We start from the raw sequence: 23905 nt of genomic DNA on the forward strand, positions 1-23905 counted from the left end.
TTCATTGTGGCTTCGATTGGACGTGGTAGACCGTCACTCCGTTGCGCGAGAAAACGGGGGAAAAATAATCGCCAAAGCCGGCTTGTTCTTCGGTGGCTCTGTTGGGGCTGGTGCGGATGATGAAAGTGTCAAATCCGTTGGCTGTGAGCTTGGCCGCGAAGTCCTTGGGCGGCAACGCTACATAGTCTGCAAATCGCCACGGCCCGAAGCCGTCACCGTACAGCGGTTTGGCGGAGAAGTAGATCGCATCGTCCAAAGCAATCTGGTAGATCTTTTGGGTCGAATTCTGGTTGACGTATGACAGCGCATCGTAGCTGGCGATGGTGGAGCTGAACAAGGCTTCGCGACTCGCTTGGGTTGGTGCTACGCGCTCAAGCTCTTTTTTCCAACCCATGGCCAGCAAAGGAAGCAAGATGGCGATTCCGATAGTCCACACGTATCTACCGATCCGTGGTGCAGATGCCGCTCTTGAAGGCGGAATCTTTCCAGCAACGAGTTGCCCCAGTTGCCACCAAGCGGCAACACTCAAAATACACATGAGGGGGTATGCCGGCAGCAGATAGCGTGGATAGTGCGACGTGGCTAGCCAGAATGCGATGCTATAGGCACAGATGGCGAACGCTGTGGGGATATGCCGCGCCGTGCGCAGTGGCCGGAAAAGTGGAACGAGCAGAATGCTCCATAAATACCATTGGGGCCAGCCGGCATGCATTTTCAGGTCGGCAAACTGGGCCTGGTAGTCGGCCAGGTTCCAGTCCGTAAAGCCGAAAATCTTGCCCCCCATAGGCTGGAAGGGGTCTCCGGTCATCAGGGCGTTGCGTGCATACCAGTAGCCGCAGGGCAGTAGCAGAGCTGCGGCAGCCTTGATCAAGGTCGACGGTGTTCTGTCCGTCTGCCATACGCCGAGTACCAGCAGCGGAATAAAACTCAGCGCCTGGTATTTTCCGCCGCATGCAATCCCCAGGAGAAACGCTGCCACGGCCAGCCAGCCAGCCTTCTTCTCGGTGTCCTGGGCCTGCAGGTAAGCAGCGTAAGCCGCAAATACGAATAATGCTGCACCAAGGTCCACACCAGCCAAGGCGTATTGGTCGCGGCCTGTTTGCAGCCAAAGAATGGTGGCAATGGATGCTGCTGGAACATTGGTGAAGCGCCGTGCTATATGAAACACCAGCCCCGCGCACACCCATCCAGGCAGAGCGCCAAGCATATGGGCGAAAACATCGTCATAAAGCAACAGTGCAGCCGCAAAAGGCAGGTCCAGATTGAATGGGAACCAGGGATAGCGCAACCAGCCGTGGATATCCAGCGCACCCGACTCTGCCCAGGCCCGGGCATGCGGTAGGTGGTACATGGCTTCGTCTCCACCCAGGGGCGGCGTCATGGGCAACAACAGCGTACTGCTGAAAAAAAGTCCCAGCAGGATCACGCTGCCGCGCGCGTTCAGCGACAAGCTTGTCCACCACGTGAGCCAGTCCTTGACTGGGTGTGGCGCTTTGCGCATCCAGTGCTTTGCAGCAGCCAACCAGCCCAGTGCAAGCAGCGCCAGAATCCAGGTGGTCTTCAATGCCCCCAGAATCGCCAGGGCTTGCAAACCGCAGATGACTACCCCCATTCCCATCGCCAGTGCGAGCAGTGTGTTCAAGCTTGCGGGCTGCTTGCTTTCGGGTGTCAGCGTCTGGCCAAACCCCCAGCAGGACACAAGGCATAGCCACAAAACAGCATAGTGCTGGCTGATGTAGATGAGCTTTTCTGCCATGGCCTGGGTCAGCCTGCGGTCTGCAGCGCCAGCCCAGCGTGTTCGCGCAGGGGGTGGAAGTGGATCTTGGGGAAGCGCTCCTGCGCCAGACGCACGTCGTAGGGCGACGTGCATAGATACGCCAGCGTATCGGCCGCGTCGTGGGCCATGCGCATGGGGTAGGCATCGGTGAAGCTGCGCAGTTCGGCCGGGGTGTCGGCGGTGATCCAGCGGGCGCCGGTGTACTGGCAGCTTTCCAGGCGCACGTCGGCGTCGTATTCGGCCTTCAGGCGGTGTTGCACCACTTCAAATTGCAACTGGCCCACGGCGCCCAGCAGCATGGGGCCGCCGACGTCGGGGCGGAACACCTGGATGGCGCCTTCTTCGCCCAGTTGGGCCAGGCCCTGCTGTAGCTGCTTGGTGCGCAGCGGGTTCTTCAAAATCACCGTCATGAACAGCTCGGGTGCGAAGAAGGGCAGGCCGGTGAACTGCAGGCTGGCACCGTCGGTGATGGTGTCACCCAGTTGCACGCCGCCGTGCGTGGTGAAGCCGATGATGTCGCCCGCATAGGCCTCGTCCACGGCTTCGCGGCGTTGGCTCAGAAAGGTCACCACGCTGGTCGGGCGCAGCTCTTTGGCGGTGCGCTGCACCTTGAGCTTCATGCCGGGCGTGTACTTGCCGGATGCCATGCGTACGAAGGCAATGCGGTCGCGGTGGGCCGGGTCCATATTCGCCTGCACCTTGAAGACCACGCCGGCAAAGGCTTTGTCCTCGGGCTGAATCTCCTTGACCACCGGCTGGCGGTTCACCAGTGTGGTGCTGGTGCGCGACTGGGGCGAGGGGGCCAGGTCTACCAGGGCGTCCAGCACTTCCATCACTCCGAAGTTGTTCACCCCGGAGCCAAAGAACACCGGGGTCTGCTTGCCGGCCAGGAAGGCCTCCAGGTCCCAGGCGGGGGAGGCGCCGGCGGCCAGCTCCATGCTTTGCTCGGCGGTTTCGAATTCAGCGCCAAAGCGCTTGATCAGTTCTTCGCGGTTGCTCAGGGCAATGGTTTCAAACTCCTGCGGCAGGCGTTCCTTGCCGGAGTCGAACACCGTCATGGTTTGCGTGCGCATATTCATGATGCCGCCGAAGCTCTTGCCCTGGCCGACGGGCCAGGTCATGGGCACGCAGGGCATGCCGAGTTCGCGTTCGATCTCGTCCAGGATGTCCAGCGGCTCGCGCACTTCGCGGTCCATTTTGTTGACGAAGGTGATGATGGGCGTGTCGCGCTGGCGGCAGACTTCGATCAGGCGGCGGGTTTGCGCTTCCACACCGTTGGCCGCGTCGATCACCATCAGGGCCGAGTCCACCGCCGTCAGCACGCGGTAGGTGTCTTCCGAGAAGTCCTTGTGGCCGGGGGTGTCCAGCAGGTTGATCACGTGCTCGCGGTACAGCATCTGCATCACCGACGACGCTACCGAAATACCGCGTTGTTTCTCGATTTCCATCCAGTCGGACGTGGCGTGGCGGGTGGCCTTGCGCGCCTTCACCGACCCGGCAATCTGGATCGCGCCCGAGAACAGCAGCAGCTTTTCGGTCAGCGTGGTTTTACCCGCGTCCGGGTGGGAAATGATCGCGAACGTGCGGCGGCGGCGGGTTTCAGAGGCGTAAGACAAGGTGTTTTCCAGAGCAGGTCAGGGGCGCTGCCGGTGGGGCAGGCAACCTTAGATTTTAACCAGGGCGGCCGAAAACCTGGCACATTCAGGCGCGCAGGCTGCGGGCGCGGCCAAACCGCACCGTTGTGCAGCTGTATGGATCGCAGCCAAGCTGGCATATTGCTTGCATCGCATCTTGGATACAAGTTGGGATGCGTAAAAATGGTGCAAACCGAAACTCTGGAAAGTGGTGCGGCGCTTGGCGGCATGGTCAGCGCAGAATCTGGCGCCTGGGCGGGGGCTGCGGCGGCCTGGCTATCACGCCCCGGCCAGGCCGTGGCAGGGGCGCCCGGCGGGCCGCTCGCCGGCTGGCAATTCGCGGTCAAAGACAATCTGGACGTGCAGGGCCTGCCCACCACGGCGGCCTGTCCGGCCTTTGCCTATACGGCCACGGCCCACGCCGCCGTGGTGCACAAGCTGCTCAAGGCTGGTGCGTCGCTGCTGGGCAAGACCAATCTGGACCAGTTCGCCTGCGGCCTGAATGGCACGCGCTCACCCTATGGTCCGGTGCCGAATGCGTTTAACCCCGCCTATGTGTCGGGTGGCTCCAGTTCCGGCTCGGCCTATGTGGTGGCCACCGGGCAGGTTGATTTCGCGTTGGGCACGGACACCGCTGGCTCGGGCCGGGTGCCGGCCGGGCTGAACAATATCGTGGGTATCAAGCCGTCCAAAGGCCTGGTCAGCACCCGCGGCCTGGTGCCGGCCGCGCAGAGCGTGGACTGCGTGTCCATTTTTGCCCGTACCGTCGGTACGGCTGTGCGCGTGCTGGAGGCCGCCATGGGTTATGACGCGCTGGACCCGTATTCGCGCGATCTGGTCTTGGCGCGCACCGCCTTTCCTGCGCGGTTCCGGTTTGGCGTGCCGTCGCAGTTGGAGTTCTTTGGCGACGCTATGGCCGAGACTGCGTTCCAGCAGGGCATACAGCGCCTGGTGGAGATGGGTGGCACGCCCGTGTCGATTGATTACGCGCCGCTGGCTGCTGCTGCGGCGCTGCTGTATGACAGCGCCCTGGTGGCCGAACGCTATGCCGCCGTGCGCGGCTTTTTCGATGCCCATGCCGACCAGGTGATTGAGCCGGTGCGCAGCATTCTGGCGGCGGGGCAGAGCTATAGCGCAGCCGATGTGTTTGATGCGCAGGTCAAGCTGCGCGCCTACGGGCAGCAAGCCGCGGCGATGTGGGTGGGTAGGAACAGCATCGACCTGCTGCTGGTGCCCACTGCGCCCACCCATTACACGATTGCCCAGATGCAGGCCGACGCGGTGGTGCTGAACCGCAACCTGGGGGCTTATACCAATTTCGTCAATCTGCTGGACTACGCGGCGATCTCTGTGCCCAGCAGCCTGCGGCCGGACGGCCTGCCGTTTGGCATCACCCTGATTGGCCCCTGCGGCAGCGACTGGCAACTGGCCGAGCTGGGCCAGCGCTACCACCATGCCAGCGGCATGCTGCAAGGCGCGCTCGGTCAGCCCCTGCCCGCGCCGCAGAGCATTCCGGGCCTGCAGCCACAGGCACTGGCGCGTGTGGCGGTGGTGGGGGCCCATCTGTCGGGCATGCCTTTGAACAGCCAATTGACGGAACGCCAGGCCACGCTGCTGGCCAGCACGCATACCGCCCCCGACTACCAGTTGTTTGCCTTGCCCGGCACCGTGCCGCCCAAGCCGGGCCTGCTGCGCGTTGCCCCTGGCGCAGGCACGCAGATTGCGGTGGAGGTGTGGGAAATGCCGCTGGCGCACTACGGCTCCTTCGTCGCGCTGATTCCCGCGTCCCTGGGTATAGGTACCTTGACCTTGGCCGACGGCAGCACGGTGCAGGGCTTTGTCTGCGAGCCGCAGGCTTTGCAGGGGGCGACGGATATCTCGCACTTCGGCGGCTGGCGTGCCTACATCGCCAGCGGCAGCCCTGCCGGATGATTTTTCAGCGAAAGGCGCGGTGATGACAGAGCAGCAAATCGAAACCTATGTCGACGCAGCCGCCGCCGCGCTGGGCCTGGAGCTGGGCGATGCGCGCCCCGGTGTGCTGCGCTACTACGCCCTGGCGGCGGGCATGGCCGAGCTGGTGCAGGCCGTACCCTTGACGGTGCAGGACGAGTCACCCATGGCCTTCATCCCTGTTTCGCCGGCTGTGCCCGGAGGCGCGCCATGACGGCCACTACTGCCTGGTGGCAGCAGGACGCTGCCCGCATGGCCCAGGCCGTGGCTGCGCGCGAAGTGGGCGCTACGCAGCTGGTACAGGACTGTCTGGCCCGCATCGCGGCAACCGACGCTCGCGTCAACGCCTTCACCGACTTGGTGCAGACCCGTGCTTTGCAGCGAGCCGCACAGATAGACGCTGGCTTGGTCGACGGTAGCCAGGCCGCATTGCCCCTGCTGGGCGTGCCGTTCGCGGTAAAAAACCTGTTCGACATCGCCGGCCTGCGCACCTTGGCGGGCTCCAAGATAGAGCGCGACAGCGCGCCAGCCACGGCAGATGGCCTGCTGGTGCAGCGTATGGAGGCGGCCGGGGCCATCCTGGTGGGTGCGTTGAACATGGACGAATACGCCTACGGCTTTACCACCGAGAACAGCCACGAAGGCGCCTGCCACAACCCGCACGACCTGGGCCGTACGGCGGGGGGCTCGTCGGGTGGATGTGCCGCCGCCGTGGCGGCTGGCCAGGTGCCGCTGACCCTGGGCTCGGACACCAATGGCTCGATCCGCGTGCCGTCCTCGCTGTGCGGCATCTTCGGCCTCAAGCCGACTTTCGGTCGGCTGCCACGCACCGGCAGCTTTCCCTTCGTCACCAGCCTGGACCACCTGGGCCCGTTCGCGCGTAGCGTGCGCGATCTGGCGTTGGCCTATGACGCGATGCAGGGACACGAAGTAAAAGGCCCGCACGTGGACGCAGGATGTGCGCAACGTGCTACAGAATTTGTAGTGGATGAGCTGGACTTGGGAGTCAAGGGCCTGCGCATCGGCGTGCTGGGAGGCTATTTCTTTGATAACGCCTTGCCGGAAGCCCGTGCCGCTGTGGCCAGGGTGGCGCAGGCGCTGGGCGCGACGGATACGGTGGAGCTGCCCTGGGTAGAGGCCGGTCGTGCCGCCGCGTTTCTGATCACCAACTCCGAAGGCGCGGCCCTGCATCTGGACAATCTGCGTTTGCGCGCGGGCGACTTCGAGCCCCTGTCGCGCGACCGCTTTCTGGCGGGTGCCCTGCTGCCCGCCGCCTGGGTGGCCCGTGCCCAGCGCGTGCGGCGCCGCTACGCCCAGGCTGCGGCGGAGGTGCTCGGCCAGTACGATCTGCTGCTGGCACCGGCCACGCCCTGCGCGGCGACACCGCTGGGGGCGGAGAGGCTGGACCTGAATGGCCGCGACCTGCCATTGCGCCCGAACATGGGCGTGCTGACGCAACCCATCTCCTGCATCGGACTGCCCGTGTGTGCGGTACCGGTCTGGGGTGCGCACCCGGCCTTGCCGATTGGCGTGCAGCTGATTGCCGCCCCCTGGCGCGAAGACCTGGTGCTGCGCGCCGCCGCCGTGCTGGAGGCCGCAGGCGTATGCCGTGCGCCGCTCGCATCGTTGTAAGGAACCACCATGACCTATGCCATTAACCTTCCCGGCGTACTGGCCGAAGTACAGGCCGTGTTTGCGCGCTACGAGGACGCGCTGGTCCACAACAAAGTCGAGGTGCTGGACGAGCTGTTCTGGGACAGCCCGCACACCCTGCGCTATGGCGCGACCGAGAACCTGTATGGCTACGCCGCGATCCAGGCGTTTCGCGCCGGCCGCCCGGCCCAGGGGCTGGAGCGCAGCTTGCTGAAGACCGTCATCACCACCTACGGACAGGACTTCGCCACCGCGAATGTGGAATTCCAACGCAAGGGCAGCAGCAAGATCGGACGCCAGAGCCAGACCTGGCTGCGCACGCCCGCGGGTTGGCGTGTGGTGGCTGCCCACGTCAGCCTGCTGTGATGCCGGCGGTGCGCGTATGAACTCCAGGGTCCAACACGTGGAGGTGCACCGGGTGCTGTGCAGCGGCCCCGGGGATCTGTCGGGCGTGCAGGCCTTGATCGCCAGCGGGGTCTTGCATCCTGTGGACATCGTGGCCGTGATGGGTAAGACCGAGGGCAACGGCTGTGTGAATGACTTCACCCGTGACTTCGCCTCTACCAGCTGGTGCTACTTTCTCAGTCCGCATCTGGCTTGCACACCCGCCGAAGTGGGGCAGCGCGTGGCCCTGGTCATGTCGGGCGGCACCGAAGGGGTGCTGTCGCCGCACTGGACGGTTTTCTCGCGCCGCTGGGTGGATGCGGTGCCAGCCCAAGGCAAGCGCCTGGTGGTGGGGGTGGCGCATACGCGCGACTTCCTGCCCGAGGAGATAGGGCGCGCCGCCCAGATTGCGTGCACGGCTGCTGCGGTGCGCCAGGCCATGCAGGACGCCGGCATAGACGATGCGGCTGACGTGCATTTCGTGCAGATCAAGTGCCCGCTGCTGACCGCCGCCAAGGTGCGTGCAGCCCAGCAGCGCGGCGCCCAGACCGTTACGCAGGACAGTTATGAATCCATGGGCTATTCGCGTGGTGCCTCGGCGCTGGGTGTGGCCGTGGCCCTGGGAGAAGTGCCGCCGCAGACCGGTGTGGCCGCGGCGGTGTTGGCCGACGGGTCGTTGTATTCGGCCCGCGCCTCCGCCTCGGCCGGCATCGAGCTGGATGGTAATGTGGTGATTGTCTTGGGCGAGGCCGAGGGCGCTGCGTCGCCCTACCGTATTGCGCACACCGTGATGCGCGATGCGGTGGATGCCGCCAGCGTGCGCCAACTGCTGCGCAGCGCTTTCGGCATGGAGGGGGACGGTACATCGGCCCTGCCAGGCCTGGTCAATCTGCTGGCCAAGGCCGAGGCCAGCCCGGATGGCCTGGTGCGCGGCCTGCGCCACACCATGTTGAACGACTCCGACATTAACGCCACGCGCCATGCCCGCGCCGCCGTGGGCGCGGTGCTGGCATCGCTGGTGGGTAGCACCGCGCTGTATGTGTCTGGCGGGGCCGAGCACCAGGGGCCCGCGGGCGGTGGGCCGGTGGCGGCCATCGTGCGGGTTGGTTCGGCTTAAGGGGACACTGAATCCGCAGGCACGCATTTTGCGTCCCATCTTGTATCCAAGTTGGAATATCGTCTTACGCACTATTTTGGTAACCACTCTTCTGGAGAAACGTATGAGCTCTGACAGCCTGAACCGCCGCAAGTCCCTCCAAACGCTGGCCGCCCTGACGGCTGCGGGCACCCTGGGTAGCTGGGCGCCACGCGCCCTGGCGCAGAAGCCGCTCACCGTGGGCGTGATCTACGTCGGCCCACGCGATGACTATGGCTACAACCAGGCCCATGCGCAGACGGCAGCCGAGATCAAGAAGCTACCCGGCGTGAAGGTGGTGGAAGAAGAAAACGTGCCCGAGACCTCGGCCGTGCAAAAGACCATGACCGGCATGATTGCCCAGGATGGTGCGAACCTGCTGTTTCCCACCTCCTTCGGCTACTTCGACCCGCACATTCTGGCGCTGGCGCCCAAGTACCCCGATGTGCGCTTCTCGCACTGCGGCGGCATGTGGACCGAGGGCAAGCACCCGAAGAACGTGGGCAGCTTCTTTGGCTACATCGACGAATGTCAGTATCTGAATGGCGTGATCGCCGGCCATATGAGCAAGAGCGGCAAGATCGCCTTCGTCGCGGCCAAGCCGATTCCGCAGGTGCTGCGCAATATCAACGCCTTCACCCTCGGTGCGCGATCCGTTAAGCCCGGCATCACCTGTAGCGTGATCTTTACCGGCGACTGGTCGATGGCGGTGAAAGAAGCCGAGGCCACCAACAGCCTGGCCGACCAGGGCTGCGATGTGTTCACCATGCACGTGGATGGCCCCAAGGTGGTCGTCGAGACTGCCGCCAAGCGCGGCAAGATGGTTTGCGGCTACCACGCCAGCCAGGCCAAGCTGGCACCGAATGCCTACCTGACCGGTGCCGAGTGGAACTGGTTTACCGCCTACAAGACCATCATCGACGCCGCCCAGGCCGGCAAACCGCACCCCAACTTCCTGCGCGGCGGCCTGAAGGAGGGCTACGTGAAGATGTCGCCCTACGGCAGCATGGTCACCGACGCGGCGAAGAAGCAGGCCGATGGCATCAAGGCCCAGATGGTGGCCGACACCTTCGACATCTTCAAAGGCCCGCTGAAGGACAACAAGGGCGCCACGGTGATCGCCGCTGGCAAGGTACTCAAGCAGACCGACCCGGTTTTGGAGGGAATGAACTACCTGGTGGAAGGCGTACAGGGTTCCTTCTAAACAACGCCCACAGGAGCTCGCATGCACTCCACTGCCAAAGACATCCTGCTGCCGGTCACGGCGATCCTGCTGGCGCTGCTGCTGTTCGGCGTCTTCGTCTGGTTCGCCGGGGTCAGCCCGCTAGACATGTGGCTGACCTTGTTCAAGGGCGCGTTCGGTGACTGGTTCTCCTGGCAGAACACGCTGCAGCGTTCGGCGCCGTTGATGCTCACCGCGTTGTGCGTGGCACTGCCGGCGCGGGCTGGGCTGGTCATCATCGGCGGCGAGGGGGCTTTGGTGCTGGGCGGTCTGGCCTGTGCGGCGGTGGGCACCATGCTGCCGCTACCGGCGAATCTGCTGGGCACGGTGATCGCCTGCGCGGCCGGCGCGCTGGCCGGAGCGCTGTGGATCATGCTGGCAGGCTGGCTGCGCCAGGCGCGCGGCATCAACGAGACCATCAGCAGCCTGCTGCTGGCCTATGTGGCGATCGGCATCTTCAAGCACCTGGTCGAAGGCGCGCTGCGCGACCCGGCCAGCTTGAACAAGCCCGCCACGCACAGCCTGCCCGAGGGCTTGCTGATCACCGGCATTGCCGGCTCGGATGTGCACTGGGGGCTGGTACTCGGTGTGCTGGCCTGCGTGGCGCTGGGGCTGTGGCTGCGCTGGACGGCGTCCGGCTTTTCAATCCGCGTGGTCGGCGGCAACCCGCGTGCCGCGCAGCTGGTCGGCCTGCCCGCCACGCAATTGATTCTGACGGCCTGCGCCCTCGGTGGCGCCAGTGCCGGCCTGGCCGGCGCGGTAGAGGTCGCCGCCGTGCACACCAACGCCAATGCCTCGCTGATCGCCGGCTACGGCTATGCCGGCATCCTGGTGTCCTTCATCGCCCGGCACAACCCGGTCGCCATCGTGCCCGTGGCCATTTTGTTCGGCGGCTTCGGTGCGGCCGGCAGCCTGCTGCAGCGCCGGCTCGGCTTGCCCGATGCCTCGGTGATGGTGCTGCAGGGCATTGCTTTCGTGCTGATTTTGGCCAGCGAGGCGCTGCGCGACGTGGACTGGAAGACGTTGTGGGCCAAGCTGCGTAAACCGGCTATTGCGGGTGTGGAGGCTGTATGACCCCTGACCAATGGGTGGCGCTATTCGCTGGAATTATTGGCGGTGCTTTGCGCGTTGGTACGCCCTTTCTATTCGTCAGCCTCGGCGAATGCTTGACCGAAAAATCCGGCCGCATCAACCTTGGCCTGGAAGGCGTGCTGGTGCTGTCGGCCATGAGCGCCTTCGGTGGCGCCTACCTTACCGGTTCGCCCTGGCTGGGCGTGCTGGTCGGCGCTTGCGCAGGTGCGCTGCTTGCGACCTTGCACGGTGTGCTGTGCTCGCTGCCGCGGGTCAATGATGTGGCCACCGGCATTGCGCTGATGCTGCTGGGCACCGGTCTGGCTTTCTACCTGGGCAAGCCGCTGATCCAGCCGCAGGCCCCGCAGATTCCGGCCATTCCTCTCGGCGGCTGGAGCGGCTCCAGCGTAGTGCAGGCGGCCCTGCAGATCAATGCGCTGCTGCCCATCGGCATCGCGCTGGCGGTAGGCCTGTGGTGGGCCTTTGCGCGCACGCGCTGGGGGCTGCTGGTGCGGCTCGCGGGCGACTCGGCGAATGCCACACGGGCACTGGGCTATTCGGTGTCGGGCATCCGCATTGCGGCCACGGCCGCCGGTGGCTTCATGGCCGGCCTCGGTGGTGCGTCGCTGACCCTGTTCTACCCCGGCAGCTGGAACGAAGGCATCTCCAGTGGCCAGGGCTTGATCGCGGTGGCACTGGTGATTTTTGCGCGCTGGAGCCCGCTGCGCTGTGTGGGGGCAGCGATGCTGTTCGGCGGTGCCGGCGCCATCGGCCCGGCGATGCAGTCGGTGGGCATAGGCTGGGGCTACCACCTGTTCAACACCGTACCCTATGTGCTGACTTTAGTGATCCTCGTCTTTACCTGCAAACCCGGCAGCGTGGCCGTGGGCAGCCCGGGCGAGCTATCTTCTACAAGGTAAATACCATGGCCTATGTTGCTGCCAACCCCTACGCCTGGCCCTACAACGGCCTGCTGCGTCCTGATAACACCGCGCTGATCGTTATCGACATGCAGACGGATTTCTGCGGCGTCGGCGGCTATGTCGATGTGATGGGCTATGACATCAGCCTGACCCGCGCGCCGATTGCGCCGATTGCCCATGTGCTGGCACGGCTGCGCCCGCTGGGCTACCACATCATCCACACCCGCGAAGGGCATAGGCCCGACCTGTCGGACCTGCCGGCCAACAAGCGCTGGCGCTCGCGGCAGATTGGTGCCAACGGCGTTGGCATTGGTGACGTCGGCCCCTGCGGGCGCATTCTGGTGCGCGGCGAGCCGGGCTGGGAAATCATTCCCGAGCTGGTACCTTTCCCGGGCGAGGTCATCATTGACAAGCCCGGCAAAGGCTCGTTCTACGCCACCGACCTGGACATGGTGCTGCGCCAGCGCGGCGTGCAGAACATCATCCTGGCCGGCATCACCACCGATGTGTGCGTGCACACCACCATGCGCGACGCCAATGACCGTGGCTATGAATGTCTGCTGCTGTCCGACTGCACGGCCGCCACCGACCCGGCCAACCACCTGGCGGCGCTGAACATGGTGACCATGCAGGGCGGTGTGTTTGGCGCACACGCGCCATCGGCCGCACTGCTTGACGTTGTCTAACCCGAGGAAGCCCATGGCCGCAGATTCCACCCCGATTGGCGCGCTTCCCGCAGGCACCGGCGCTTTGGCGCTGGAGACCTACCACCTGACCAAGCGCTTCGGCAGCTTTACCGCGATGGACAGCGTGTCTATGCGTGTCGAGCCGGGTACGGTGCACGCCTTGCTGGGCGAGAACGGCGCGGGCAAGAGCACGTTGGTGAAATGCGTGGCCGGCTTCCAGCGCGCGGAAGAGGGCAGCATCATGCTCGACGGCCGCGAGCAGGCCATCAGCAACCCTATCGTCGCCCGCAGCCTGGGTATCGGCATGGTCTACCAGCACTTCACGTTGGCGCCGGGCATGACGGTGGCCGAAAACCTGCTTCTGGCTGGCGGTACCCTGCCGGCCGTGATCGACTGGACCGCCAAGCGCGCTGAACTCAAAGCCTTCCTGGCCACCACGCCGTTCAGCCTGGACCTGGACGCGCGCCCGGCCGAGCTGGCCGCCGGTGAAAAGCAGAAGCTGGAGTTGCTGAAGCAGCTGTACCTGAAGCCGCGCCTGCTGATCCTTGACGAGCCTACCTCGGTGCTGACGCCGCAGGAGGCCGACGAGGTGTTAGGCCATGTGCGTGCCTTCGCCCAGAGCGGTCAGTGCAGCGTGCTCATCATCACCCACAAGTTCCGCGAGGTGCTGGCCTATGCTGATGGCGTGACGGTGCTGCGCCGTGGCAAGGCGGTGCACCACGGCCGCGTGGCCGATGCTGCACCACAAGAGTTAACGCGCACCCTGGCCCAGGCGATGATGGGCGAAAGTTCAGAGCAAAATAGTGCTCTGGCGCAGGAAATACCTGCGCAGCATGCTACACAAAGTGCAGCAAATGACGGGCCTATCGCTTTGCAGGTAGACGACCTGAAAGCCCAGGGCGACCGTGGCACTTTGGCACTGCACGGCCTGAGCCTGGCGGTGCGCAAGGGCGAGGTGCTGGGCGTGGCCGGCGTCTCTGGCAACGGCCAGCGCGAGCTGGTGGAGGCGCTGGTCGGCCAGCGCCCCCGCCTGGGCGGTCGGGTGCAGGTGATGGGTGAGGACTACGCGGCGCGGCGCTCTGACAACCACCGATTGAAGGTGCGCAGCCTGCCGGAAGAGCCGCTGCGCAACGCCTGCGTCGGCGATCTGTCGGTGGCCGAGAACATGGCGCTGCGCGACTTTGACCAGCCGCCGCTGAACGTCAGCGGCCTGCTGCGCTTCTCCACCTGGCGCAGCCGGGCACGCGACTGGATCAAGGAATACGGCGTGAAGACCCAGGGCGAGGGCGCACCCATCCGCAGCCTGTCGGGCGGCAATGTGCAGCGCGCGGTGCTGGCGCGCGAGCTGGCCGGTGACATCAATGTGCTGATCGCGGCGAACCCGGTGTTCGGCCTGGACTTCGCCGCCGTGGCCGAAATCCACAGCCGCATCCTTGGCGTGCGCGACCGCGGCGGTGCGGTGCTGCTGATCAGCGAAGACCTGGATGAGCTGCTGGAGCTGGCCGACCGCATCGTGGTGATGAGCGAAGGCCGCATCGTGTTCGAAACCCCGGCCGCCACCGCCGAGCGCCACGTGTTGGGCGCCCACATGGGTGGTGGCCACGACGACCACAAGGAGGCCGCATGAGCCTGAACATTCCTGCGCTGCCGTTCGACTACCCCTTGGATGTTGCTCGCGCCGCGCTGGTCATCATCGACATGCAGCGCGACTTCATTGAGCCTGGCGGCTTTGGCGAAACCCTGGGTAATAACGTGGCCTTGCTGGAAGCCATCGTGCCGGCCAGCCAGGCGATGCTGGCGGCCTGGCGCCAGGCCGGCGGCCTGGTGGTGCACACCCGCGAGGCGCACAAGCCGGATCTGTCCGACTGCCCGCCGGCCAAGTTGAACAGGGGGAGCCCGGCGCTGCGCATCGGCGATGTGGGAAATATGGGGCGTATTTTGATTGCCGGCGAGCCGGGCAACCAGATCATTGACGCACTGGCGCCGGTGGCGGGCGAGATCGTCATCGACAAGCCGGGCAAGGGCGCGTTCTACGCCACCGGCCTGCACGAGATGTTGCAGCAGCGCGGCATCCAGCAGCTGCTGTTCATGGGCGTGACCACCGAGGTCTGCGTGCAAACCAGTATGCGCGAAGCCAACGACCGGGGCTATGACGGCCTGCTGCTGGAGGACTGCACCGAGAGCTACTTCCCGCAGTTCAAGGCGGCCACGCTGGAGATGGTGCGGGCCCAGGGCGGCATCGTCGGCTGGACGGCGCCCAGCACCGCGGTGCTGCGGGCATTGGCGGCTGTCTGAAATCCACCACGCCGCAACTGCTAAAGTTTGCCCTGTGCAATCCCTGACGCCTCCTCCTATTTCTTCCGTACTGACCCCCGTATACCGCTCGCGCGCCGACGAGGTCTACGCCCAGCTCAAGCGCGATGTCGGCGAGTTCAAGCTGGTGCCCGGCGACCGCTTTACCGAAAACGAGATCAGTGAGCGCCTGGGCGTGTCGCGTACCCCCGTGCGCCAGGCGCTGACCCGGCTGCAGCAAGAGGGTTATGTGGAGGTGCTATTCCGCAGCGGCTGGCGCGTGCTGCCGTTCGACTTCGACCAGTTCGAGCAGCTGTACGACCTGCGGATGGTGCTGGAAACCACCGCCGCGCACCGCCTGTGCGAGGGCAGCGCCGGGGCTGCGGCACCGCACATCCAGATCGACCACCAATTGCTGGACGTGCTGTTTGACATCTGGCTGGTGCCGGCAGCGCAGCGCAGCAGCGACAGCTTGCAGGTCGCTCAGTGGGACGAAGAGTTCCATTCCGCGCTGGTGCGTGCCGCCGGCAATACCGAGATGGCCCGGGTGCACCGGGATGTGACCGAGCGCATACGCATCATCCGCAGGCTGGACTTCACCAAACAGGCGCGCATCACCGCCACCTATGAAGAACACGCCAAGATTCTGAAAGCCATACGCAGCCACCGTGGCGACCAGGCAGCGATGCTGCTGCGCGCCCACATCCAGGCCAGCCAGGCCGAGGTGCGCAAGATCACGCTGCACCAGGTGCACGTGGCCCGCCAGGTGGGGCAGAGCCCCAGTTAAGCTGCCGGCAAGCGCAGCTCGCGGCGTAGTATCTTGCCTACGTTGGACTTGGGCAATGCATCGCGGAAGGCGATGGACTTGGGCTGCTTGTAGCCGGTCAGGTGCTTGTGGCAGTAGGTCAGCACGTCGGCTTCGGTCAATGCGGGGTCACTTCTGACGACAAACACCTTGATGGCTTCGCCTTGTCGTTCGTCGGGGATGCCAATGGCTGCACATTCCACCACGCCAGGGCAGAGCGAGATCACGTTCTCCAGCTCGTTGGGGAATACGTTGAAGCCGCTGACCAGAATCATGTCCTTCTTGCGGTCCACGATGCGTACATAGCCGCGTGCGTCCAGCATGCCGATGTCGCCGGTGCGCAGATAGCCGTCGGCGGTGAAGGCCCGGGCGTTTTCCTCGGGCTGGTGGTAGTAGCCCACGGTAACGTTGGGGCCCCGGATGCAGATCTCTCCCGCAGCGCCAATGGGGAGGTTGTTGCCGTCGTCGTCCTTGATGGCGATGTCCACGCTGGACAGGGGCAGGCCTATGCTGCCGCTGAAGGTTTTGCTCAGTACCGGGTTGTTGGTGCCGACGGCGCAGGTTTCGCTCATGCCCCAGCCTTCAATCATGGGGCAGCCTGTGACCTCCATCCAGCGCTGCGCCGTGCCTTCCGAGGCCGCCATGCCACCAGCCTGGGACACGAACAGGCTGGAGAAGTCCACGGTCTTGAAATCGGGGTGCAGCAGCAGGGCATTGAACAGTGTGTTGACGGCCGGCAGCAGATGGAATGGCCGCTTCTTCAGCACCTGGATGAAGCCGCCGATGTCGCGTGGGTTGGGCACCAGGGTCATGTGCGAGCCCAGGCGCATGCTCATGAAGCACAGCGTCAGCGCGAAGATGTGGTACAGCGGCAGCGCCATGATGCAGTTGACCTTGTGGGTTTCGCCCACCTGCTTCAAGGCCGGCGTGAACCAGGCTTCGGTTTGCAGCATGGCGGCCACGATGTTGCCGTGCGTCAGGATGGCGCCCTTGGACAGCCCGGTGGTGCCGCCGGTGTACTGCAGAAAGGCGGTGGAATCCAGGGTGCAGTTGGCCGGTTTGAAAGGCCGCTTGCGCCCATCCGCCAGGGCCTGGGTGAAGGGTGTGACCCGCAGCGTGGCGCTGCTGGACAGGCTGTAGGCCGGCACCAGCTTTTTCACATGGCGCACCATGAAGTTGACCAGGCTGCCATAGGCCAGGCCCAGCAGGTCGCCCATGCGGGTCAGCATCACGTGCTTAATGGCGGTGCGGCCCACCACTTCTTCCAGCGTGCGGGCGAAGTTCTCCAGGATCACGATGGTGGTGGCGCCCGAGTCCTTCAGCTGGTGCTCCAGCTCGCGCGGGGTGTACAGCGGGTTCACGTTGACGCAGACATAGCCGGCGCGCAGCACGGCCACCATGGCGACCGAAAACTGCGGGATGTTCGGCAGCATGATGGCTACCCGGGTGCCGGGCTCCAGCCCCTGGGCTTGCAGCCAGGCGGCCATGGCGGTGGACAACGCGTCCAGCTCGCCGTAGCGCATCCAGCGCTCCATGCAGACGGAGTAGGGCTTGTCGGCATTTTGCTTGAAGGAGGTGTTCAGCACCTGCGCCAGCGAGGTGAACTGGTGCACGTCGATGTCATGCGCCACGCCGTCGGGGTAACTCTTCAACCAGCACTTTTCCATGCATTGCTCCTTGGGGAGACCATTCTGGAGTGCCTGGTCCACAGGTGTTACCGGGCTTGTCCTAGTGCGAGGTGGGGCCGCGTCGCCTGGGCGACATGGGCCTCGCGATAGCTTAGGGCTTGGCGGCTACGGGTTTGCCGCCGGCCTTGGGGGCGGACGGGGCCACGGCCGGTGCAGGCGCAGGAGCGGCGCCAATCACTTTGTCCTTGGGCAGGGGTGGCACAAAGTCCACCACGGTCTGCTTGCCGTTTTTCACCTGCACCATGAAGCTCATGCGGTCCAGGTCGCCCTTGTTGTCGAACTCGGTGTACATCAGCACGCCGGGGTAGCGGTCGGTGTTGATCTTCAGGCCCTTCATGGCGGCGGCGACGGCCTTGCGGTCCAGTACGCCGGCTTTCTCGATCGCGGCCTTCATCACATAGACGCCGGAGTAGCCCTTCATTCCGTTGTGGTCGGATACGTATTTGTATTCGCGCTCGAACTTGGCGTTGAACGCCCGCACGGTGGGGATGGGCGCATCCACCGCCAGCCCCACGTGGGCGATGGCACCGTTGGCTGCGTCGCCGGCGAGCTCAATGACCTTCTGGCCGGTCAGTGTGGTTTCGCCGATGATGGGCTTGGTCCAGCCCTGCTTTTGCAGCTCGCGCAGCACGCGGGCGGATTCTTCCTCGTTGGTGTAGACGAACAGCGCGTCGGCATTGGACTGCTTGGCGGCGATCACGGCGGCCGAGAAGTCCAGCTGGCCGGACTCGGTGGAAATCTCGGTCGTCACATTGGTGGGCGAGCCCGCCAGCGCCTTCTTCAGCATGTCCAGCCCGCCCTTGCCAAAGTCGTTGTTCACATACAGCACGGCCAGGTTTTTGCTGGTCTTGGTGATGTAGGTGGCGACCTTGGGCATGGCCGTGGCTTGTGTGAAGCTGGTGCGGAAGATATACGGGTTGCCCTGCTGGGTGATGCCGGCGGCCTCGCCACCTGTCCAGTTGGGCACCTCGGCTCGGCGGCTCTCAGCCATGCTGACCACGATGGAGCCGGAAAACACCGGCCCGAAGATGGCGAACACATTGTTGTCTATGGCTTTTTGCGTCAGTCCCTTGGCGACGCCCGGGTTGCTCTGGGTGTCGGCCGTGCTGCTTTCAATCTTTTTGCCCAGAATGCCGCCATTGGCGTTGATTTCCTTGACCGCCAGCTCCACCCCGTTTTTGAAGTTGGTGCCCGCTGTGGCGCCTGCGCCCGACAGCTCTACGATGTTGGCAATCTTGATGGTCTGCTGGGCCCAGGATGAGCCTGTCGCCAACAGAGCTGCGAGTGCCAGCGAAGCGGCCGTATAGCGACGTGAAACGCCGACAATAGAGGATGGAGTTTGCATAGACAGGGGTTTCCTTGGTGCAAGAAAAATGCAGCGTATTGCAACATTTTGTGTCCAAGTCGGCAAGCCATTGCGAGCTAGATCTGCGAAGAATACGCATGGAAAGTGCTTCTGGTGCACGGGCTGCCTGCACTGGCAGCTCTGTTTTTGATAGCAATTGGCGCGCGGAGACAATAGGCCCATGGAAACCCACCAAGATACCGATCCGCAAGACCAGCGCCTGACCGACCTGGAGATCAAGCTCAGCTATACCGAGCACCTGCTGGAGCAGTTGGACCAAGTGGTGGTGCGGCAACAGCAGCAGATCGACCTGCTGGTGCGCGAGATTGCCCGCCTGCAGCAGCCCTCCACCGATGGCGGCCTGGGCGCGCCGCGCAGCCTGCGCGACGACCTGCCGCCGCACTACTGACGCCTGCGGCTAAATTTTAAGGAAATCGGGCGCCAGCGCCGGTATTGCCTGCGCTGGCAGCTACTGAAGTTATAGCAATCCGAGGTTTACGCCTTCCAACGCAGCACCATCGGGTCGAGCCGCTGGGCGGTCTCGATCAGGCCCTTGCGCACCTCGGGGTGCATGGCCGGGAAGGGGTGGCGTGGTGCTTCGCAGTCGATGATGCCGCCGGCCTTCATCAGCGCCTTGGCGGTCAGGATGCCGCCCTGGCGGTTTTCGTAGTTGATCAGCGGCAGCCAGCGGGTGTATTCGGCCACGGCGTCTTCACGGCGGCCGGCCGCGTACGCGTCCATGATGCGGCGTATGCCGTCCGGGTAGGCCCCGCCGGTCATGGCACCCGTCGCGCCGGCATCCAGGTCGGGCAGCAGGGTGATGGCTTCCTCGCCGTCCCATGGGCCTTCGATGGCTTCGCCGCCCACGCGGATCAGCTCGCGCAGCTTGGACGCTGCACCGGGCGTTTCGATTTTGAAGTAGGCCACGTTCTTGATCTCCTTGGCCATGCGCGCCAGCAGTGCCACCGACAGGGGTGTGCCGCTGACCGGTGCATCCTGGATCATGATGGGGATGTCGATCGCGTCGGACAGGCTGGCGTAGAACTCGTAAATGCGCTCCTCAGACACGCGGATGGTGGCTCCGTGGTAGGGCGGCATGACCATCACCATGGCGGCGCCGGCGTCCTGGGCGCGGCGGCTGCGCTCGGCGCACACGCGGGTGCCGAAGTGGGTGGTGGTGACGATCACCGGCACGCGGCCGGCCACGTGCTTGAGGATGGTGGTGGTCAGGATTTCGCGCTCTTCGTCCGACAGCACGAACTGCTCGGAGAAGTTGGCCAGGATGCACAGGCCGGTGGAGCCCGCGTCGATCATGAAGTCCACGCAGCGCAGCTGGCTGGGCAGGTCCAGCTGGCCGTCTTCGGTGAAGGTGGTGGGTACCACGGGAAATACGCCACGGTAGCGTGCTGTGGATGCGGTGAATGCTTGGGTCATGGTCTCGCTCGGGTAGTTGTGGGCACGAATGTAGTGCGCGGCCTGGGGGCTGTCGATAGAATTCTTTCCATAATGTGATCGCTTTTACGACTATCCCCAACATTCCTGCCATGGCCACCACCACCCACTCCGTACTGAACCGCCTGCGCCTGAAACAGCTGGGCCTGGTGATCGCCCTGGACCAGCACCGCTCGCTGCGCAAGGCCGCCAGCAGCCTGTCGATGACGCAGTCCGCCGCCAGCAAAGCGCTGGTGGAAATTGAAAGCGTGATGGGTGGCAGCTTGTTCGACCGCTCGCGCTCCGGCATCGCGCCCAACGAGCTGGGCCGTTGCGTGGTGCGCTACGCCTGGCTCTTACGCTCCGATGTGGATGCCATGGTGCAGGAGGTGGCCAATCTGCGCCGGGGCCGCGGCGGGCGCCTGCAGGTGGGTGTGATCATGGGCGCCGTGCCCGACCTGCTGGCCAACGCTATCCGCCAGCTGCGCCAGGAGGAGCCGGATGTATCGATAGAGATCGTGGAAGACACCAGCGCGCGCCTGCTGCACATGCTGGACCAGGGCCAGCTGGAGGTGGTGCTGGGCCGCGTGGCAGTCAGCCCACGGCCGGACATGTACCGTTACGAGCCGCTACGTGACGAGCCGCTGTGCGTGGTGGCCGGCCTGGCGCACCCGCTGGCACGCATGCGTAGCGTGGGCCTGAAAGACCTGGCGCCCTACAACTGGATCGTCTATCCCAGCCGCATGCCGCTGCGCTCGCTGCTGGAGCGCGAAATGGGCGATGCCGGCCAGGCCCTGCCGGCCAACCTGATCGAAACCGCCTCCACCTTCACCACCGTGGTGCTGCTGCGCAACAGTCCGGACCTGGTGGCCCTGCTGCCGCGCGATGTGTGCGAGTTCTTCAAGGCGCACAAGCTGCTGAAGATATTGCCCATCACGCTCACCTCGCGCACCCAGCCTTTCGGCATCGTCACGCGTGCCAGCGGCACGCTGTCAGGCGTGGCGCAGCGCTTTACCGAGATGCTGCGTCCGGTGGCCTGATGCATCCAGGCCGTTGGCAAGCTCAGTGCAGGGCCAGGCGGTGCTGTGCCTGATGGGCCGGGTGCGGGCCGCCGTTTTCCAGCCGGAAGAAGCGTACTGACTCCAGCAGCTCGAAAGACTGCCGTTTCAGGCTGCTGGCGGCGGACGCCATTTCTTCGACCAGGGCCGCGTTCTCTTGCGTGAAAGAGTCCATGTGCCGGATCGCATCGCTGATCTGTGACACCCCGGAGGACTGGTCCGCACTGGCCGCGCTGATCTCCTTCATCAGGGTTTCGAATTGGTGTACCGAGTGGGTGATGGCCTCCATGGTGGCCCCGACGCGGTGGATCAGGTTCGAACCGATATTGACCCGCTCCACGCTGGTGTTCACCAGGTGCTTGATGTCCTTGGCTGCCGCCGCACTTTTGCTGGCCAGGTTGCGGACCTCGCTGGCGACGACCGCAAAGCCACGGCCCTGTTCGCCCGCGCGCGCGGCCTCCACTGCCGCGTTCAGGGCAAGGATATTGGTCTGGAACGCGATCGCGTCGATTAGCCCGGTGATGTCGGAGATTTTTTGCGAGGACTCGTTGATGCCCTGCATGGTCTCGATCATGTGGCTGACGGCCGTGGCCCCCTCTTTGGCATGCGTGGACGCGGTGAGCGCCAGCTGGTTGGCCTGTAGCGAGTTTTCCGCGTTCTGCCGCACGGCGCCGGACAGCTCTTCCATCGATGCGGTGGTTTGCTCCACCGTGCTGGCCAGGTTTTCCGTGCGGTCGGACAGGCTCATATTGCCCTGCGCGATTTCATTGGAGGAGTGGGCCACTCCGTCGGCACCCTGCATGACCGTGGTGACGACCTGGACCAGGTTCTGCTGCATGTTTTCCAGCGACAGCAGAATCTTGCCGATCTCGTCCTGGGCCGTGACCCGGATGGGCGTGCCCAGGTCGCCCGCACCTATGCTGTCGGCCGCGGTCACGGCGGCGTGCAGCCCTCTGGATATGCCGCCCGACAAGGCCAGGCAGGTAGCGACCGCCACGCACAGCGTCACCACCAGAAAGCCCGCGCCGGTCAGGTAGAGCTGCCGAAAGGCCGCATCCACCTGCTGCTGTGAGTCCTTGGCAGCGTCGGATTGTTGTTGTACCAGCACCTGGGTGGCGGCCAGCAGCTGGTCGGTCAGCGGCAGAAATTTCTCTTGCAGAATTTCCCGCGAGCCGCCGACGTCCCCCTCGGAGCGCAGGCCGTTCATATCATTGCGCACCGCGGTCCACGTGGTGAACAGGGTGTCGAATGTCTTCAGCGTGCCAGAGGCTGCGCTTGGCGTGGCCGACGCCAACAGCGCCTGGTGGCTCTGCGCGATCTTGGCGTCCGACGCCTGGATGGCTTCGCCAAACAGCTTGCCCAGGCCGCTGCCGTCCGAGAAGCCGATGGCAATGGTGCGTACCGCGTTCTGGCGGATATGGCCGTCCAGTGCGTTGGCGGTCTGCATGGTGTCGTTCTGCTGCAGCATGTCGGCGGACGCCAGCGAAGCGGTTTGCAGCTTCAGGAAGGCGGCGACCGCAAACAGCACAAAGATGCCCATCACAACCGAAAAACTCACCCCCAATCTTTGCGAGATGCTTAAATTTTTCATGGAGCACTTTCAGAGAAAAAATCACGTTGGCGTGCGCGCTCCCATAGGCTCAGGGGCAAGCCCGCACTGCTGCTCGACAGCCTGCGCAGGAGGGCGAGGAGGGAAAGGTGGGGGCAACCTTGGCGGGTCTGCCCCCGGGGGGCTTACTTGCCCCAGATCGTCTTGTACTGCGTGCGGTAGCCGTTGTCTGGGTCAAAGATGTTGTTGGGTCCGCCATCCTTGCCCACGTTGTCCGGCGTCACCAGGTGCACCTTGGCAGAGTAGCCAGACCAGGGGGCCTTGGCGAATGCACGGTTCAACTCGTCCACCAGTTGCCAGCCTTGCATGTTCAATGGCTCGGGCACGGTACCGGCCTGGTAGCGCTTGGAGCGGATGCGCTGGTAGGCGGCCTCCGATCCGTCGCCCGCGGACACGGCCTTGGGTTCGCCATCGCCCTTCTTGCCGGCCGCGCGCAACGTGGGGCCCATGAAGTCGAAGTACAGGTCGTTGATGGCCAGCGAGTGCGTCCACTTGTCGCCAAAGCGCTGCAGCAGCGAGGTGGTCAGCTGGGGCATGCGGGTGGAGCTTTCCGAGATCGGGCTGTCTTCAAAGCTCAGCACGGTGCAGCCGCCACACTTCTTGATGATGGCCTCCATGGCGCGGGCCTTGAACATGGCGATCTCGTACTGCGAGTCGGTAAAGATCACCACACCGGCCTTGCCGTTGGAATCCGCCACCGCCCACGAGGCGGCGGTTTCCGACACGTCGGCAGGCAGGGTGGTCACGTTGGCGAACAGGCCGGCGGCCGGGTTCGGGCCGGGTTGCTCGCCAGAGTGCCAGCCCACCAATGGAATACCGGCTTTGGCGGCGGCGGCGAAGGCCACTTTTTGTTCCGAGGTGTCGAAACCGCCGACCACGATGCCGTCCGGTTTCAGTGCCAGCGCCTGGTTCAGCGCGGCGGTGCGTCCGCTGACCGAGCCTTGTCCGTCAATCACCCGCATGTTCCAGCCAATCGCCTTGCCGGCTTCCTGCACACCTTGCCAGGTGCCGAGGTGGCCACCGTTCTTCAAATCACCTGCCACGTACACCACGGTCTTGCCTGCAGCCGCCTTGGGGCCGGTAGTGGGGCCGTCCCATTTGTCGACGGGCACGGTCGCGGCGGTCACGCGCTTTTTTGCCGCGTCCAGAAAATCATCGGCCAGGGCGTGGCCGGCCAGGCCGAAGGCCGCGGTGGCCAGCACGATGGCGCGCAGAGGGAATGTCAGTGTCTTCATATTTGTC

Annotated in this window: 21 protein-coding genes; 14 read left to right on the forward strand and 7 right to left on the reverse strand. The window is 64.6% G+C overall.

Annotation, left to right across the window (positions count from 1 at the left end; all coding sequences use genetic code 11):
• Nucleotide 1: 1 nt before the first annotated feature.
• A complete protein-coding gene (locus tag AC07R0_RS02955; protein WP_495103736.1) occupies nucleotides 2-1756 on the reverse strand; it encodes a hypothetical protein in 1755 nt (584 codons plus the stop codon).
• An 8-nt stretch (nucleotides 1757-1764) separates the two neighbouring features.
• The gene (locus AC07R0_RS02960; RefSeq protein ID WP_495103737.1) at nucleotides 1765-3393 is read right to left on the reverse strand and encodes a peptide chain release factor 3; all 1629 of its coding nucleotides are present in this window, start codon (nucleotides 3391-3393) and stop codon (nucleotides 1765-1767) included.
• 201 nt (nucleotides 3394-3594) lie between these two features.
• On the opposite strand from AC07R0_RS02960, the gene atzF reads away from it, so the two are divergent.
• The 12 genes from atzF to AC07R0_RS03020 all read left to right on the forward strand — a co-directional run bounded on the left by atzF (nucleotide 3595) and on the right by AC07R0_RS03020 (nucleotide 15514).
• Nucleotides 3595-5343 (forward strand): allophanate hydrolase, encoded by a 1749-nt coding sequence (gene atzF / locus AC07R0_RS02965; protein WP_495103738.1) that lies wholly within the window; start codon nucleotides 3595-3597, stop codon nucleotides 5341-5343.
• 22 nt (nucleotides 5344-5365) lie between these two features.
• Nucleotides 5366-5575, forward strand: a complete 210-nt coding sequence (locus tag AC07R0_RS02970) for an AtzG-like protein (protein WP_495103739.1) — start codon at nucleotides 5366-5368, stop codon at nucleotides 5573-5575.
• A complete protein-coding gene (locus AC07R0_RS02975) occupies nucleotides 5572-6993 on the forward strand; it encodes an AtzE family amidohydrolase (RefSeq protein ID WP_495103740.1) in 1422 nt (473 codons plus the stop codon). Before AC07R0_RS02970 ends, AC07R0_RS02975 begins: the two co-directional genes overlap by 4 nt.
• Before the next feature lie 9 nt (nucleotides 6994-7002).
• Nucleotides 7003-7380, forward strand: coding sequence for an oxalurate catabolism protein HpxZ (gene hpxZ / locus AC07R0_RS02980; RefSeq protein WP_495103741.1), 378 nt, complete (start codon nucleotides 7003-7005; stop codon nucleotides 7378-7380).
• A 16-nt stretch (nucleotides 7381-7396) separates the two neighbouring features.
• Nucleotides 7397-8515 carry a cyanuric acid amidohydrolase gene (gene atzD / locus AC07R0_RS02985; protein WP_495103742.1) on the forward strand — a complete coding sequence of 373 codons (1119 nt, stop codon included), beginning with the start codon at nucleotides 7397-7399 and terminating at the stop codon, nucleotides 8513-8515.
• A gap of 103 nt (nucleotides 8516-8618) precedes the next feature.
• Complete coding sequence (locus AC07R0_RS02990; RefSeq protein WP_495103743.1) at nucleotides 8619-9737, forward strand: BMP family ABC transporter substrate-binding protein; 1119 nt, start codon at nucleotides 8619-8621, stop codon at nucleotides 9735-9737.
• A 21-nt stretch (nucleotides 9738-9758) separates the two neighbouring features.
• Entirely contained in the window at nucleotides 9759-10829 is a 1071-nt protein-coding gene (locus tag AC07R0_RS02995; protein ID WP_495103744.1) for an ABC transporter permease, read from the forward strand.
• Entirely contained in the window at nucleotides 10826-11746 is a 921-nt protein-coding gene (locus tag AC07R0_RS03000) for an ABC transporter permease (protein ID WP_495103745.1), read from the forward strand. The genes AC07R0_RS02995 and AC07R0_RS03000 overlap by 4 nt, the downstream gene beginning before the upstream one ends.
• Before the next feature lie 5 nt (nucleotides 11747-11751).
• Nucleotides 11752-12435, forward strand: coding sequence for a biuret amidohydrolase (gene biuH, locus AC07R0_RS03005; RefSeq protein ID WP_495103746.1), 684 nt, complete (start codon nucleotides 11752-11754; stop codon nucleotides 12433-12435).
• A 13-nt stretch (nucleotides 12436-12448) separates the two neighbouring features.
• Nucleotides 12449-14062 carry an ABC transporter ATP-binding protein gene (locus tag AC07R0_RS03010; RefSeq protein ID WP_495103747.1) on the forward strand — a complete coding sequence of 538 codons (1614 nt, stop codon included), beginning with the start codon at nucleotides 12449-12451 and terminating at the stop codon, nucleotides 14060-14062.
• On the forward strand, nucleotides 14059-14730 hold the full coding sequence (locus tag AC07R0_RS03015) for a cysteine hydrolase family protein (RefSeq protein ID WP_495103748.1): 672 nt from the start codon (nucleotides 14059-14061) through the stop codon (nucleotides 14728-14730). The genes AC07R0_RS03010 and AC07R0_RS03015 overlap by 4 nt, the downstream gene beginning before the upstream one ends.
• A 34-nt stretch (nucleotides 14731-14764) precedes the next feature.
• The gene (locus AC07R0_RS03020) at nucleotides 14765-15514 is read left to right on the forward strand and encodes a GntR family transcriptional regulator (protein ID WP_495103749.1); all 750 of its coding nucleotides are present in this window, start codon (nucleotides 14765-14767) and stop codon (nucleotides 15512-15514) included.
• On the opposite strand, the gene AC07R0_RS03025 is transcribed toward AC07R0_RS03020, so the two are convergent.
• Both AC07R0_RS03025 and AC07R0_RS03030 read right to left on the reverse strand, forming a co-directional pair.
• A complete protein-coding gene (locus AC07R0_RS03025) occupies nucleotides 15511-17199 on the reverse strand; it encodes an AMP-binding protein (RefSeq protein ID WP_495103750.1) in 1689 nt (562 codons plus the stop codon). The genes AC07R0_RS03020 and AC07R0_RS03025 overlap by 4 nt on opposite strands.
• Nucleotides 17200-17311: 112 nt before the next feature.
• Nucleotides 17312-18565 carry an ABC transporter substrate-binding protein gene (locus AC07R0_RS03030; RefSeq protein WP_495103751.1) on the reverse strand — a complete coding sequence of 418 codons (1254 nt, stop codon included), beginning with the start codon at nucleotides 18563-18565 and terminating at the stop codon, nucleotides 17312-17314.
• A gap of 181 nt (nucleotides 18566-18746) precedes the next feature.
• Between AC07R0_RS03030 and AC07R0_RS03035 the strand changes: the two genes are divergently transcribed.
• Nucleotides 18747-18974 (forward strand): SlyX family protein, encoded by a 228-nt coding sequence (locus tag AC07R0_RS03035; RefSeq protein ID WP_495103752.1) that lies wholly within the window; start codon nucleotides 18747-18749, stop codon nucleotides 18972-18974.
• A gap of 86 nt (nucleotides 18975-19060) precedes the next feature.
• Here the strand turns inward: AC07R0_RS03035 and AC07R0_RS03040 are convergent, their stop codons facing one another.
• Nucleotides 19061-19999, reverse strand: a complete 939-nt coding sequence (locus AC07R0_RS03040; RefSeq protein ID WP_495103753.1) for a dihydrodipicolinate synthase family protein — start codon at nucleotides 19997-19999, stop codon at nucleotides 19061-19063.
• 110 nt (nucleotides 20000-20109) lie between these two features.
• Here AC07R0_RS03040 and AC07R0_RS03045 point away from each other — a divergent pair, with 110 nt between their 5' ends.
• The gene (locus AC07R0_RS03045; protein WP_495096923.1) at nucleotides 20110-21036 is read left to right on the forward strand and encodes a LysR family transcriptional regulator; all 927 of its coding nucleotides are present in this window, start codon (nucleotides 20110-20112) and stop codon (nucleotides 21034-21036) included.
• A 22-nt stretch (nucleotides 21037-21058) separates the two neighbouring features.
• On the opposite strand, the gene AC07R0_RS03050 is transcribed toward AC07R0_RS03045, so the two are convergent.
• Complete coding sequence (locus AC07R0_RS03050) at nucleotides 21059-22645, reverse strand: methyl-accepting chemotaxis protein (RefSeq protein ID WP_495103754.1); 1587 nt, start codon at nucleotides 22643-22645, stop codon at nucleotides 21059-21061.
• A 143-nt stretch (nucleotides 22646-22788) separates the two neighbouring features.
• Complete coding sequence (locus AC07R0_RS03055; protein WP_495103755.1) at nucleotides 22789-23898, reverse strand: ABC transporter substrate-binding protein; 1110 nt, start codon at nucleotides 23896-23898, stop codon at nucleotides 22789-22791.
• Nucleotides 23899-23905: the final 7 nt, after the last annotated feature.

This window comes from Rhodoferax sp. GW821-FHT07F03, assembly GCF_059418745.1.

Coding starts and splice junctions, on each gene's coding strand:
- AC07R0_RS02955 (WP_495103736.1), bottom strand. CDS start 1,756: ATGGCAGAAAAGCTCATCTACATCAGCCAGCACTATGCTGTTTTGTGG.
- atzF (WP_495103738.1), top strand. CDS start 3,595: ATGGTGCAAACCGAAACTCTGGAAAGTGGTGCGGCGCTTGGCGGCATG.
- AC07R0_RS02970 (WP_495103739.1), top strand. CDS start 5,366: ATGACAGAGCAGCAAATCGAAACCTATGTCGACGCAGCCGCCGCCGCG.
- AC07R0_RS02975 (WP_495103740.1), top strand. CDS start 5,572: ATGACGGCCACTACTGCCTGGTGGCAGCAGGACGCTGCCCGCATGGCC.
- hpxZ (WP_495103741.1), top strand. CDS start 7,003: ATGACCTATGCCATTAACCTTCCCGGCGTACTGGCCGAAGTACAGGCC.
- atzD (WP_495103742.1), top strand. CDS start 7,397: ATGAACTCCAGGGTCCAACACGTGGAGGTGCACCGGGTGCTGTGCAGC.
- AC07R0_RS02990 (WP_495103743.1), top strand. CDS start 8,619: ATGAGCTCTGACAGCCTGAACCGCCGCAAGTCCCTCCAAACGCTGGCC.
- AC07R0_RS02995 (WP_495103744.1), top strand. CDS start 9,759: ATGCACTCCACTGCCAAAGACATCCTGCTGCCGGTCACGGCGATCCTG.
- AC07R0_RS03000 (WP_495103745.1), top strand. CDS start 10,826: ATGACCCCTGACCAATGGGTGGCGCTATTCGCTGGAATTATTGGCGGT.
- biuH (WP_495103746.1), top strand. CDS start 11,752: ATGGCCTATGTTGCTGCCAACCCCTACGCCTGGCCCTACAACGGCCTG.
- AC07R0_RS03010 (WP_495103747.1), top strand. CDS start 12,449: ATGGCCGCAGATTCCACCCCGATTGGCGCGCTTCCCGCAGGCACCGGC.
- AC07R0_RS03015 (WP_495103748.1), top strand. CDS start 14,059: ATGAGCCTGAACATTCCTGCGCTGCCGTTCGACTACCCCTTGGATGTT.
- AC07R0_RS03025 (WP_495103750.1), bottom strand. CDS start 17,199: ATGGAAAAGTGCTGGTTGAAGAGTTACCCCGACGGCGTGGCGCATGAC.
- AC07R0_RS03030 (WP_495103751.1), bottom strand. CDS start 18,565: ATGCAAACTCCATCCTCTATTGTCGGCGTTTCACGTCGCTATACGGCC.
- AC07R0_RS03035 (WP_495103752.1), top strand. CDS start 18,747: ATGGAAACCCACCAAGATACCGATCCGCAAGACCAGCGCCTGACCGAC.
- AC07R0_RS03040 (WP_495103753.1), bottom strand. CDS start 19,999: ATGACCCAAGCATTCACCGCATCCACAGCACGCTACCGTGGCGTATTT.
- AC07R0_RS03045 (WP_495096923.1), top strand. CDS start 20,110: ATGGCCACCACCACCCACTCCGTACTGAACCGCCTGCGCCTGAAACAG.
- AC07R0_RS03050 (WP_495103754.1), bottom strand. CDS start 22,645: ATGAAAAATTTAAGCATCTCGCAAAGATTGGGGGTGAGTTTTTCGGTT.
- AC07R0_RS03055 (WP_495103755.1), bottom strand. CDS start 23,898: ATGAAGACACTGACATTCCCTCTGCGCGCCATCGTGCTGGCCACCGCG.